Genomic DNA, 12,889 nt, shown 5'->3' on the forward strand with positions numbered 1-12,889 from the left:
GTGTTAGTGTATGACAGAGCGCGCGTCGTGGTTCTCGCCGAAGCGGTTCGCCGTCGCCCTGGTCACGGTTGGCATCGGGGCGGTGGTCGGGATGGAGTACGTCCCGCTGGTCGGCACGTACGTCGGCACGCTGTTCGGCGCGTTCGTCGTCGGGCTCGCGTTCGACGAGAAGCCGACGCTTGAGGCCGGGGTCGCCGCGGTCCTCGCGGTCTTCGGCGTCAGTCTGGCGGCGAAGCTCATCGGTGACGGCCTCATCGGGGCCATCATCGGCCTCATCACGCTGAACCCGCAGGCGCTGGCCATCTCGGCCGGGTTGAGCTTCGCGACGGGGACGTTCGGGGCCCACTTCGGCAACGACCTGCGCGACGGCCTCACCAGACCCGTCGACGAGTCTGGCCGGCTTCCCGACGACCGGTAGGTGCTGCCCGACATGACACGCCACTTCGAAACAGCACGCGACCGGAACACCTCACGACCATGAACGAGAGAGACACCCAGGGATGGTCACGCCGCGACCTGCTCACGAGCGCCGCGACGGGCGGCGTCCTCGTCGGGCTGGGTGCCGTCGTCCTCGACCGGATGGACCGCTACATCGTCGGTGCGCGGGAGGCCGACGCTGCCACCGCCGCCGCGTCCGTCTCGGACGTGCACCACGAGCGCATCGAACTCGGTGGGGACTCCCCACTGACGCTCATCGTGGGGGCCTACTCGGAGGCCAGCAGCCAGTCACTGCGCACCCGCGAGGACGTGGCGTTCGTCCAGCCCGACCGGACGCTTTCGCTCTACTCGACTCCCGGCGACGCCGCCAGTGACCGCGTCACGGCCGGCGACCAGATTCTCCCGTGGGGCATCGACCGCGTCGACGCCGACGTGGCCCACGGCGAGGGAGCGACGGGTGAGGGGGTCCACGTGGGTATCATCGACAGCGGCATCGACGCGAGCCATCCCGACATCGAGGCGAACCTCGCGGACCCCTCGGACGACGGGAACCACCGGGCGTGGGCGGAGTGCCGGGGTGAGAACTGCACCCACCCGTGGTCGGACGACGGTGGCCACGGCACCCACGTCGCCGGCACCGTCGCCGCTGCCGCCAGTGACGGGGGTGTCGTCGGCGTCGCCCCGGACGCGACGCTGCACGCGCTGAAGGTGTGCGGGGCGGGCGGTGGCTGCCGAACCTCCGATATCGTCGGGGCCATCCGGCACGCGGCCGACCAGGGCTGGGACGTGGTGAACCTGAGTCTCGGGTCGGCACAGCCGTCGCCGGCGCTGCAGGCCGCCGGGCAGTACGCCCGCGCCGCAGGGGTCCTGCTGGTCGCGGCCGCCGGCAACCGCGGCCAGCCGGACTCGGTGGGCTACCCCGCAGCCTACGACGAGTTCGTCGCCGTCTCCGCGACCGACATCGAGGACGAGATTGCCGCGTTCTCCTCGACCGGTCCGGCGGTCGACATCGCGGCTCCCGGCAAGGGCGTCTGCTCGTCCCTCGTGGACGGGTACGGCGTCCGCGATGGCACGTCGATGGCCGCACCCCACGCAACCGGGGCTGTCGCACAGCTGCTCGCCGCCGGGTACTCGCCGTCCGAGGCTGTCGACCGGCTCGGCACGACCGCCGAGGACCTCGGGCTGGCGAGCGATGAGCAGGGAGCCGGCCTCCTCGACGTGGCGGCAGCACTGGGCTACGACTCCAGTGACGACGGCACCGGCGACGGGACGCGCTGTCACACCGGAGAGTGACACCGGCTCCCTGCCGGCGACCCTGTGGAGAGGTCCACGCTTATTACCCACCATCCCGAGGGTTCGCCTATGCCCGAACTCACCATCTCTCCGGAACAGCAGGCGTTCCTCGAATCGGTCCGAAGCGAGATACAGGCCGAGGTTCGGTACGGACACGTCAGACCCCAGGACGCGCTCCAGTACCTCATCGACAACTACGACGGCGACGACATCGACCTCGAGATGGAGGGGGCCGCGGCGTCGCCCGCCCAGACCGAGGAGGTCGACTGGTCGAGTGACGAAGACGACGCCGATGAGGAACAGGAAGCCGCGGAAGCGGTCTCGGCCGCGGACTCGGACGAGGACGCGACCGCCGAAGCCGACGGCGGCTCGACCACCGACTCGACCCCGGACAGTGGCGAGGACCGCCTCAACGCCATGATGAACCTCATGGACACCCACGAGGACAAGTGGCGCGAGGCGAGCAAGGAGGACGCCCGGTACGAGGTCGACATGCCCGACGGGACGACCGAGTACGTCCAGACGAAAGACGACGTGCGAGCACACCTGTTCAAGAACTACTGAGAACCCGCGGCAGGTTCGACACACCGGCGAAGCGCGACGGTGAAGAAACGCTTTTGAGGCACCCACGTGGTGTTGGGTAGTATGAGCGCACGGGACGACCTGCTCGAACTGCTGCTGGAGAACGCTCGTCACACGACGGCGGACCTCGCCCGGATGACCGACATGACCGAGGAGGAGGTAGCAGCAGCGGTCGCGGCGCTCGAAGACGAGGGCGTCGTCCGTGGCTACCAGGCCATCGTCGACTGGGACGAGACCGACCGCGAACTCGTTCGCGCGACGGTCGAACTCAACGTCACGCTCGACCGCGAGACGAGCTACCAGGACATCGCAGAGCGCATCGCGCGCTTCCCGCAGGTGAAGACCCTGCGGCTCGTCAGCGGCGACTACGACTTCCTGATGGAGGTCGAAGACGAGTCGATGCACGACGTCTCCATCTTCATCTCGGAGAAGGTCGCACCCGTGCCAGAGGTCACCCAGACGGTCACCCACTACGTCATGACGACGTACAAGGACCGGGGTGTCACCTTCGGTGACGGCGACGACGACGACCGCCTCTCCGTCTCACCGTGACCATGAAGGTCTCAGACAGGGTGTCCTCGGTCCCGCCGTCGGGCATCCGCAAGTTCTTCGAACTCGCCGAGGAGCGCGACGACGTCATCTCGCTGGGTGTCGGTGAACCCGACTTCTCTGCGCCGTGGGCGGCCCGCGACGCGGCCATCGACGCCCTCGAACGCGGGAAGACGAGCTACACCGCCAACCGGGGCAAGCGCGAGCTACGCGAGGAGATATCGCGACACGTCGCGAAGCTGTACGACCAGCACTACGACCCGGACGAGGAGATTCTGGTCACGACGGGCGTCAGCGAAGGCGTCGACGTGGCCCTGCGGGCGCTGGTCGACCCGGGCGATACGGTCGCGGTCGTCGAACCGGCGTACATCTCGTACGTCCCCGGCGTCATCTTCGCCGGCGGGGAACCGCTCCGCATCCAGACGAAAGAGGAAGACGAGTTCAAACTGACCCGCGAGGCACTGGAGTCGGCCGGAGCCGACGAGGCCGACCTGTTGATGCTGTGCTACCCGAACAACCCGACCGGGGCGGTCATGACCGAATCCGACCTCGAACCCATCGCGGCGTTCGCCCGGGAACACGATTTGACGGTCATCTCCGACGAGATCTACGCGGACCTCCAGTACGAGAACGACCACACGTCTATCGCGACTCTGGAGGGCATGCGCGAGCGCACCGTCGTCTTCAACGGCTTCTCGAAGGCCTACGCGATGACCGGGCTCCGGCTCGGCTACGCGATGGCCCCGCCCGAAGCCATCACCGCGATGAACCGGATTCACCAGTACGTCATGCTGTCCGCGCCGACGACCGCCCAGCACGCCGCGCTGGAAGCGCTCCGGAGCTGTGACGACGAGGTCGAGTACATGGTGAACCAGTACGACCGGCGTCGCCGGTTCGTCCTCTCCCGCTTCGAGGAGATGGGCATCGACTGCTTCCGGGCGCGTGGGGCGTTCTACGTCTTCCCAGAGGTGCCCGACGGCTACACGTCCGAGGAGTTCGCCGAGGCCCTGCTGAAGGAGCAGGGCGTCGCAGCGGTCCCGGGCAGTGCCTTCGGCGAGAGCGGCGAAGGCCACCTGCGCGTCTCCTACGCGACCGGCCTCGACGAGTTGCGCGAGGCGATGGACCGCATCGAGGCGTTCGTCTCGGAGTGAGGCCGCGGCGGGGGTTCGGGTTCTCCAGCCTGCTATGCCCCTCCTGTCATACTCCGGGAACGTTCTTCACGCTGGGGAGCGACTTCTCACCCATGCCCGACTATCGCCCACTTCTGCCGGACGACCGCGAGGTCTTCCACGCGTACACGAGCTACGCGTTCAGACCCCACCAGGAGCCGGACGAGTTCGACCCCGAGGCCGACCACTGGACGCTCGGGGCGGACCGCGCCCTCTACGACGGCGACGACGTACTCTGTGTCTGCCGGCACTACTGGTTCGAGACGACATGGCGCGGCGTCGACATCGAGATGCCGGGCCTCTCGGCGGTCGCCTCGCCGCCCGAGTACCGGCGGGACGGGAACGTCCGCCAGATGCTGCTCGATTCGTTGAAAGAGTACCGCGAGCGGGGCGCACCGCTCTCCGCGCTCTGGCCGTTCAAGTACAGCTTCTACCGCAAGTACGGCTGGGACACGACCAACCACCGGGGCGAGCTGGAGTTCGACCCCGAGGTGCTCGCGGACGTCGTCGCCGACGTCGGTGACGAGGGGCGGTTCCGCAAACTCGACGGCGACGACTGGGAAGCCGTCGACGCGGTCTACCGCGAGATGACCGCAGGTGAGGACCTCTCCATCGACCGCACCGAGGACTGGTGGCGTCACCACTGGTTCGAGGGCTGGGGCTCGGACCCCTACGTCTACGGCTGGGAGCGCGACGGCGAGGTCGCGGGCTACGTCAACTACAAGATCGAATCCGACGACGGCGACAAGACGTTCGCCGGCTGGGAACTCGGCGCGGTCGACCACGAGGCTTTCCTGCACTGTCTTCGCTTCATCTACTCCCACGACTCGCAGGTCTCGACCGTGACCCTGCACACCGACCCCGACCCGGTCCTCCTCGACCTGGTCGACGACCCACAGAACGTCACGGCGAGACGCAAGACTGGCCCGATGGTTCGCGTCGTGGACGTGGTCGACGCGCTGGAGACCATCCCGTACCCGTCGGGTATCGAGACGAGCCTCGTCTTCGATGTCGAGGACCCGCTCGCGGACTGGAACCACGGTCGGTTCGAACTCGTCGTCGAGGATGGCACGGGAACCTGCACCTCGACGGATGCAGCCCCCGACGTGACCCTCGACATCGCGGCACTCTCACAGCTCGTCATCGGCTACAGGCCCCTCTCTCGACTGGTGAAAACGGCCGGCATCGACGCGCCCCGGCCTGCCCGCGAAGACCTTGCCGCACTGTTCCCGCCGCGGACCGTCTTCTGCCGGGACTCCTTCTGAGGCGGCCGCGTCGCTGACGCGCTATGCCACGTTCTGTTCGTCGTGCAACTCCCCAGCGTCGAACCGGTCGCTCGACAGGGGCTCGATGTCGACCAGCGACGCCTCGCCGTCACAGACGAGTTCGGTGATGATCTGGCCGACTGCGGGGGCGTGCTGGAAGCCGTGGCCCGAGAAGCCGATGGCGTTGACGAACCCCGGTATCGTCTCTTCAAGTATCGGGTGGTGGTCGGGCGTCACGGCGTACAGGCCCGCCCAGCCGCGCTTGATTCTGGTCTCTGGGCCGAAGTAGCCGGCGTAGTCCGCGGCGTGTTCGACCGCGTCAATCATCCAGTCGAGGTCGGCATTCCCGTCGAAGCCATCGGGGTCCACGTCGGGGTCCTCCGCAGCGAAGTGCCCGCCGACGATGGCACTCCCCTCGCGTTCGGGCCGGAAGTACGAGCCCGTGTCGAGGTCGATGGTGAGCGGCACGTCGTCCGGGACCGGCGTCTCCGGGTCGACGACGGCGACCTGCCGCCGCCGTGGGGCAACGGGGAGGTCGAGGCCGGCCATCTCGGCGATTCGTCCGGCCCATGGGCCCGCCGCGTTCACGACGAAGTCGGCGTCGAGGTTGTCATCCGGTGTCTCCACGCCGACCACTTCGCCGTCCTCGCGTCTGATAGCCGTGACCGCCGTCTTGGTGCGTATCTCCGCGCCTGCCTCGGTCGCGGCCTGCGAGAACCCCTGGAGTGCGAGGTGCGGGTCCGCGAAGCCATCGGCCGGACAGAACGTCGCGGCCCGGAACTTCCCGGCGTCGAGTTCCGGGCAGACCTCACTCGCCTCCTCCGGACTCAGGAGTCGGCTGTCGACCCCCTCCTCGTTCTGCATCTCGACGTTCGCCGCGAAGGCCTCGGCCGTCGCTTCCTCGCGCGCGAGCAGGAGGTACCCCGCACGCCGGTAGGCGATGTCGATGCCGAACTCCTCCTCGAACGACTCCCAGACGCGGACGCTCTCGCGGGAGAGCTGGACGTTGACCCGCGTCGAGAACTGGTGTCTGATACCGCCTGCCGAGCGTTCGGTGCTGCCCGAGCCGATACTGCCCTTCTCGCAGACGACCACGTCGATGCCACGGTCGGCGAGCGAGTAGGCGGTGGCGAGGCCCACGATTCCGCCGCCGATGACGACTACGTTCATAACCCACCCACGCGGTGTCGGGTGTTAACCGTTCCCGCCTGCCTGCCGTCGGCACGACTGTCCAGTCGAGGGCGACGAGGCCGGAGCGGACGCCTCGCTCTCCGTCGGGGGCATGTGACATCGGCCACGAAAGGTAAATAGGGTTATTGCGTAGTACGGCACAGTCGCTCAGCCATGCATTCGCCACCATCGACAGGTTGCTCTCGATTTTCGGCACGGTGGGTGATTGCATGAGCGAGCAAAGCGAGTTCCTGCGAGGCCGCCGGACGGCGGGTCCGGAGGTCGGTACATGAACGACCGGACACGGACGACGGAGCGTTCGCTCCCCATCCTCGACCGTGTCGGTGACGCGTTCTTCGCACTCGACACCGGGTGGCGGTTCACCTACATCAACGACCGCGCCGAGTCGATGCTGAAGCGCTCTCGCAGCGACCTCATCGGGCGGGTCATGTGGGACGAGTTCCCCGAGACGGTCGAGACGCAGTTCCCCGAGGGGTTCCACCAGGCCATGGAGACGCAAGAGCCGGTCTCCTTCGAGGTGTACCACCACCCGCTCGACACCTGGTTCGAGGCGCGGGCGTACCCCGCGCCGTCCGGACTCTCCGTCTACCTCCGGGACATCACCGACCGCAAGGACCGCGAGAACGAACTCGCCCAGCACGCCCGGGTTGTCGAGGCGGTCCACGACGGCGTCATCACGGTCGACGACGAGAACCGCATCGCCAGCGTGAACGAGGCCATCGAGACCACGATGGGCGCGACCCGGGACGAGTTGGTGGGCGAACCCATCCGCCGCCTCCCCGAACTCGCCTCCATCAACGCGGAGGGCGCGATGGCCATGGGCGAAGCCATCGGGAAGATACAGTCCGGCAACGCCCGGCACTCACGGTTCGAACTCGAGTTCACCAACGCCGACGGCGAGCAACGCGTCGGTGAGATGCGGATGGTCGCCCTCGGCGAGGGGCAAGCAAGCGTCGCCGGCGTCATCCGGGACGTGACCGAGCAGCGCGAGTACGAGCGCATGGTCGGGTCGCTCCACGAGGTCACGCGCTGGCTGTTCCAGGCCGAGGACGCCGCCGAGATCTGTTCCGTGGCGGTCCACGCCGCCGGCGAGATGCTCGACCTGCCGATCAGCGGGGTCTGGCTCATCAACGACGAACAGGGCGTCCTCGACCCCATGGCGGCCACGATGGACGCCCACACCGAACTCGGCGGCCTCCCGCAGTTCTACGAGGGGGAAGGGCTGGTGTGGGACATCTACCGCGAGGGCGAGGCCCAGGTGTTCGACGACCTTACCGCGGTCGACGGGGTTTACAATCCCAATACGCCACTCAACAGCGAGATAATCGTCCCTATTGGCCCCCACGGGGTCATGATGACCGGGTCGACCCAGGTCGACGGCTTCGACGAGACCGACCTCGAACTCATGTCGCTGCTGGCCTCGAACACCGAGGCCGCCCTCGACCGGGCCGAACGCGAGAAACTGCTCCAGGACAGAAAGCAGAGTCTCGCCCGGCAATCCGAACGTCTGCGGGCGGTCGCGAACATCCTCTCCGACGACCTGCAATCGCACCTCGACACGGTGGCGAGCGAGTTCCAGGGCAAGGAAGAGGCCGACGCGGCCGAGACGCTGACCCGCGCCGAGGAGCTGGTCGACGACATCCTCGAGTTCGCCCGGGACCAGACCTCCATCGGCTCGCGCTCCTCGGTCGACTTCGAGAGCGCCCTCGCCGACGCCCTCGACGCCTCCATCGCCGAGGACATGACGGTCTACCTCGAGTTCGAGGGCAGGCTGCGGGCCGAGCGCGACCGATTCGTCCACATGCTCGAGACCGTCTTCAACGACATCTGCGCCCGGGCCGGCGACGAGATGGCGACGGTCCGCATCGGCCCCATCGAGGACGACGCGACGGGCCGACCGACCGGGTTCTATATCCTCGACGACGCCGAGAAGATACCCGAGACGGAGTTCGACCGGGTGTTCGAACCCGCGACGACAGCGGAGTCCGACGACGTTGGGCTCGGGCTGGCCGTCGCCCGCGAAATCGCAGAGGCCCACGGCTGGGAGGTCGACGTGTCGACCGGCCAGGCCGGCGGCACGCAGTTCTCCCTGACGGGGCTGGTGACGTTCGAAGTCACGCGGCAGTGAGTGTTCGATGACGGGAGACGACGGCTCCGAGCAGGCAGACTCCCCTCGACTGTGGGAGCACGTCCTCGGTTTCGTCACCATTCCGGTGCTGGTCGCGTCGGTACTGGTCGGCGCGTACGTCCTCACGCCCGGTGACCCCTTCTCGTGTGGATTCGTGAGTTCGCGAGCGTCGTGGCTTTGTCCGTGGATGCAGGAATTCAGAGGAAACGTGTACTGGCTCGTAGTCCTCTTCTTCGGGGGCAGTGTGTGCCTCGCGATGGCCATCAGCTACTCGCGGCTGTTCGTTCGAGAATTGCTGGACCGGTAAGCTGGTCACGGACGAACTCGAGTCCTCGAAAACGGCACCGACGAGAAGAATCAGTCAGTCAGTCCGCGCCAGGTCCTGGCACACGCGCCGGTAGGCGTCGTGGTCCGACAGTTCAGTGATGGTCTCGTCGATCTGGGCGCGCATCACGTGCAGGCGGTCCTCCAGTCGCGAGTACTTCTCCGACGCCCGGAGCTCGGCTTCCGTCTTCTGGGAGTCGAGCAGCGCCTTCTTCGAGGCGAGCGCGAAGAACTCCTGTATCTGCTCGTCGTAGGTCGAGCGCAACAACAGTTGGTCGATGATCTCGAGCAGGTCGTCCTTCGAGACGGGTTTGACGAGGTAGTCGTCGAAGCCCATCTGGATGATGTCGAAGTCCGGTTCGACCGCCGTGACCATCGCGATGCGGGTGTCGAGTTCGCGGTCGCGGATGGTCGAGAGGACCTCGTCGCCGGAGAGGCCGGGCATCCGCCGGTCGAGCAGGACGATGTCGACCTCTTCCGAGATGGCTTCGAGCGCCTGTTGGCCGTTGTACGCCGTCTTGACGGTACACGCGTCTCTCAGCCACGCCGCATACAGGTTGGCGAGGTCGGGTTCGTCCTCGACGATGAGTGCGACTGGACCCTCAGCCATCGCCCAGACCACCCACGTAGGTCTGCATGATAGGGTCATTGATACTTGGTGTATAAGTAGATGACGGGGGTGCAATCGGTGATAACCACACGAATCTGACCTGACAGGCAACGTGCCCGTCGTGGAGAGAAACAGCCGCGGGGGCGGACTTACGCGAGTTCGTTTTCGATGACAGCGCGGAGGGTCGCGATCTCGTCTGCGTCGTATCTGAGGTCGGTCCACGAGACGGAGAGTTCGAGGACCCCATCGCGCATGCCCGACCCGATGTGTTCGACCGGGGCGACGCCGTCGAAGGCCTCTCGGACCGCCTCGGGCTCGGTCGTCTGGATGAGGGCGCGGCCGGGCTGTTCGTGGAACAGCAGGCCGGTCTGCTCGTCACGCGACGTGAGCCCACCGTTCTCCGGAAGCTCGACCGAGAGGCCGGCATCGGCGTGGACCATCTCCGCCAGCGCGACGGCGAGCCCACCGTGGCTCACGTCGTGGACCGCCTCGACGTGCTCGGCGTCGGCCACGTCCGCCAGTGCGGCGACGAAGTCCGCGGGGTTCTCCGGAAGTTCCGGGAAGCGGTCGCTGCCACCGGCCTGTGCGAGGTACTCGGAGCCGCCGAGGCGGAACTCGTCGCCCGCCGAGAGCGTCCGGTCGCCGACGAGCAGTAGTTCACCCTCGGGGGCGGCGTGCATCGGCGGCGCGTCGTAGCCCTCCCTGGTACCGACCATCATGAGCGTCGGCGTCGGCGGGATGGGTCCGGACGGCGAATCGTTGTAGAGGGAGACATTCCCGCCGACCACTGGTACCGAGAGATCGGCGCACATCTCCGCGAGCCCATCGACGATGCCCTTGAAGCCGCCGTACACGTCGGGCTTCTCCGGGTTGCCGCCGTTGAGACAGTCGACCGCGGCGAGCGGGGTCGCACCCTTCGCCGCGATGTTGGTCGCGTTCTCCAGCGCGACCGCACGAGCCCCGTCGAAGGGTGCACACTCGGTCCACAGCGGGTCCGAGCCAGCCGACAGGGCGAGACCCTGGCCGGCCTCGCGGACCGCGACCAGCGCCGAATCGTCGCCCGGCAGCACGCTGGTCCGGTTGCCGACCTCGTGGTCGTACTGGCGGTACACCCAGCGCTTGGACGCCGTGGTCGGGCTGCCGACGACCGCCTCGAACGCCTCGGGCAGGTCGACGTCGGGCAGGTCGGTCTCGGGGACCGGCGGCTCCTCGTGAGGCAGGTCGTTCATCGGTGCACCGTCGCCGAGGTATTCGGCGTCGACCGAGACGACCTCCTCGCCGTCGAACGTGCAGACGTAGTCGCCGTCGGTCACCTCGCCGATGACCGAGCAGCCGAGGTCGAAGCGCTCGGCGACCTCACGCACGCGCTCGACGTTCGCTTCGGTGACCTCGTACACCATCCGCTCCTGGGATTCTGCCAGGAGGATCTCCAGCGCGTTCATGTTCGGTTCGCGCTGGTGGACACGTTCGAGCTCGATTCGTGCCCCGAGACCGCCCTTGGCGACGAGTTCACTGGAGGCACCGCCGAGGCCGGCCGCGCCGAGGTCGCGGGCCGATTCGACGAGGTGCTCTTCGACGAGGACCTCGTTCGCCTCGATGAGCAGTTTTTCAGTATAGGGGTCACCGACCTGGACCGCGGGGCGGTCCTCGGTCTCGGCGTCCTCGCTCAGGTCCTCGCTCGCGAAGGAGGCACCGCCGAGGCCATCACGACCCGTCCCGTTGCCGACGAGGACGAGTTTGTTGCCCGGCTCCTGTGCCTCGGCCGTGATGAGGCGGTCCGCGTCGAGCAGGCCGACGCAGGCCACGTTCACCAGCGGGTTGCCCTCGTAGTCGGGGTGGAAGTCGACGCTCCCGCCGACGGTCGGAACGCCGATACAGTTCCCGTAGTGACTGATGCCCTCGACGACGCCCTCGAACAGGTAGCGCGAGTGCTCGCGGTCGAAGTCGCCGAAGTACAGCGAGTCGGTCAGCGCGATGGGGTACGCGCCCATCGACAGCGTGTCGCGGACGATACCGCCGACGCCGGTCGCCGCGCCGTCGAACGGGTCGACGTAGGAGGGGTGGTTGTGGGACTCGATACCCATCGTGATGTACGTCGAGTCGTCCAGCGCGACGACGGCAGCGTCGTCGCCCGGCCCGACGACGACCTGGTCGCCCTCGCTCTCGAAGGCGGACAGCAGTGGTCGAGACGACCGGTACGCGCAGTGCTCACTCCAGAGGTTCTCGAAGAGCGTGGCCTCCGCCGGTGTCAGGGCACGCCCGAGTTTGTCCTCGATGAGTTCGCGGTCGGAATCGGCGAGGCTCATTCACCCTCATGTCGATACCCACCCGACTAATGCGTTTCCATGTGCACGTTCGTGGATACTCTCGGGTGGTGCCGTCTCGCCGTGGCCTTCGTCCGTCAGCGTCGATTTTCGTTGGGGGTCTCGCGCGCATCTGCCCCGCCGAAGCGCCGCGATGAACGTTCCCAGCTACGTAGAATGACACATCGAATCACGCGTTTCATTAGCATGGCGTCTGCCCAAGTAGGTCGACGCTGTCTATCGATTATGGTCTTATTCTGTGGCCAGTTCTCAGTTCTGTAGAACCGAGAATTACGCGCTCTTTATATGTTGATACCGGTCGTCTCTTGAGATGTAAGAGGACGATTACGATGGCAACCAACGATTACACGACCGGAAGCAACACCTTCGAGAGCAAACTGGGCGGCATCACCGTCACTGGCAAAGCACACAGCCTGAGCGCGTGGTTCGTGCTCTCGCTGCGCCTCATGATGGGCTACGCGTTCCTGCACGCGGGCTGGGACAAGGTCTTCGCCGCTGAAGGGTTCAACTCGAGCGGGTACCTCGTGCACGCGGCCGGGGCGAACGGGAACCCGCTGGCTGACATGTTCGTCTGGATGGGCGAGACGGCCTGGTTCGTCGAGTTCGCGAACATCGCCGTGCCCTACGGTGAGCTGTTCATCGGTCTTGGACTGCTCGTCGGCGCGATGGTCCGCCTCGCAGCGTTCTTCGGGGCGCTCATGATGGCGATGTTCTACTTCGGGAACTGGAGCATCGAACACGGCATCATCAACGGCGACTTCGCGTACATGCTCGTGTTCCTGGCCGTCGCGGCCTTCGGTGCAGGGCGCATCCTCGGCCTGGACACCCTCATCGAGAACTACGAGATCGGTGGGCAGAAGCTCATCGAGAAGTACCCCAGACTCGACTACATCCTCGGCTGAAACCGGGGGAATCGGTTCTCCTGTCTTTTCCTGTCGTCTGTTTCCTGTTCTGACACTCGCTGTTCGGGCGTTGCTGTGCCCGAAGTGCCGAGAAGCGAGGATACCGAGTTGCTT

General features: G+C 66.7%; 12 protein-coding genes. 9 read left to right on the forward strand and 3 right to left on the reverse strand.

Annotated elements, in window-relative coordinates; translation table 11 throughout:
* Window positions 1-10 precede the first annotated feature (10 nt).
* From ACSC1S_RS06230 to ACSC1S_RS06255, 6 genes are all read left to right on the forward strand, one after another.
* Window positions 11-418 carry a DUF8526 domain-containing protein gene (locus ACSC1S_RS06230; RefSeq protein ID WP_435363604.1) on the forward strand — a complete coding sequence of 136 codons (408 nt, stop codon included), beginning with the start codon at window positions 11-13 and terminating at the stop codon, window positions 416-418.
* Between the two features lie 59 nt (window positions 419-477).
* Complete coding sequence (locus tag ACSC1S_RS06235; protein ID WP_435363605.1) at window positions 478-1,731, forward strand: S8 family serine peptidase; 1,254 nt, start codon at window positions 478-480, stop codon at window positions 1,729-1,731.
* 69 nt (window positions 1,732-1,800) lie between these two features.
* Entirely contained in the window at window positions 1,801-2,295 is a 495-nt protein-coding gene (locus ACSC1S_RS06240) for a hypothetical protein (RefSeq protein WP_435363606.1), read from the forward strand.
* Window positions 2,296-2,376: 81 nt separating this feature from the next.
* The gene (locus ACSC1S_RS06245; protein ID WP_261650938.1) at window positions 2,377-2,865 is read left to right on the forward strand and encodes an Lrp/AsnC family transcriptional regulator; all 489 of its coding nucleotides are present in this window, start codon (window positions 2,377-2,379) and stop codon (window positions 2,863-2,865) included.
* A 2-nt stretch (window positions 2,866-2,867) separates the two neighbouring features.
* Window positions 2,868-4,013, forward strand: coding sequence for a pyridoxal phosphate-dependent aminotransferase (locus ACSC1S_RS06250; RefSeq protein WP_435363607.1), 1,146 nt, complete (start codon window positions 2,868-2,870; stop codon window positions 4,011-4,013).
* A 92-nt stretch (window positions 4,014-4,105) separates the two neighbouring features.
* A complete protein-coding gene (locus ACSC1S_RS06255; protein ID WP_435363608.1) occupies window positions 4,106-5,296 on the forward strand; it encodes a GNAT family N-acetyltransferase in 1,191 nt (396 codons plus the stop codon).
* 21 nt (window positions 5,297-5,317) lie between these two features.
* Here ACSC1S_RS06255 and ACSC1S_RS06260 read toward each other — a convergent pair whose 3' ends face one another.
* On the reverse strand, window positions 5,318-6,466 hold the full coding sequence (locus ACSC1S_RS06260) for an NAD(P)/FAD-dependent oxidoreductase (protein WP_435363609.1): 1,149 nt from the start codon (window positions 6,464-6,466) through the stop codon (window positions 5,318-5,320).
* 289 nt (window positions 6,467-6,755) lie between these two features.
* Here ACSC1S_RS06260 and ACSC1S_RS06265 point away from each other — a divergent pair, with 289 nt between their 5' ends.
* Together ACSC1S_RS06265 and ACSC1S_RS06270 are read left to right on the forward strand one after the other, a co-directional pair.
* Entirely contained in the window at window positions 6,756-8,615 is a 1,860-nt protein-coding gene (locus ACSC1S_RS06265; protein ID WP_435317978.1) for a PAS domain-containing protein, read from the forward strand.
* Between the two features lie 7 nt (window positions 8,616-8,622).
* On the forward strand, window positions 8,623-8,922 hold the full coding sequence (locus ACSC1S_RS06270; protein ID WP_435363610.1) for a hypothetical protein: 300 nt from the start codon (window positions 8,623-8,625) through the stop codon (window positions 8,920-8,922).
* Between the two features lie 54 nt (window positions 8,923-8,976).
* Here ACSC1S_RS06270 and ACSC1S_RS06275 read toward each other — a convergent pair whose 3' ends face one another.
* Window positions 8,977-9,549 (reverse strand): HalX domain-containing protein, encoded by a 573-nt coding sequence (locus tag ACSC1S_RS06275; RefSeq protein ID WP_435317976.1) that lies wholly within the window; start codon window positions 9,547-9,549, stop codon window positions 8,977-8,979.
* A gap of 149 nt (window positions 9,550-9,698) precedes the next feature.
* Window positions 9,699-11,855, reverse strand: a complete 2,157-nt coding sequence (gene purL, locus ACSC1S_RS06280) for a phosphoribosylformylglycinamidine synthase subunit PurL (RefSeq protein ID WP_435363611.1) — start codon at window positions 11,853-11,855, stop codon at window positions 9,699-9,701.
* Window positions 11,856-12,202: 347 nt separating this feature from the next.
* Between purL and ACSC1S_RS06285 the strand changes: the two genes are divergently transcribed.
* Complete coding sequence (locus tag ACSC1S_RS06285; RefSeq protein WP_435363612.1) at window positions 12,203-12,775, forward strand: DoxX family protein; 573 nt, start codon at window positions 12,203-12,205, stop codon at window positions 12,773-12,775.
* Window positions 12,776-12,889 lie beyond the last annotated feature (114 nt).

It is taken from the genome of Haloarchaeobius pelagicus, assembly GCF_051207375.1.
Classification (GTDB): domain Archaea; phylum Halobacteriota; class Halobacteria; order Halobacteriales; family Natrialbaceae; genus Haloarchaeobius.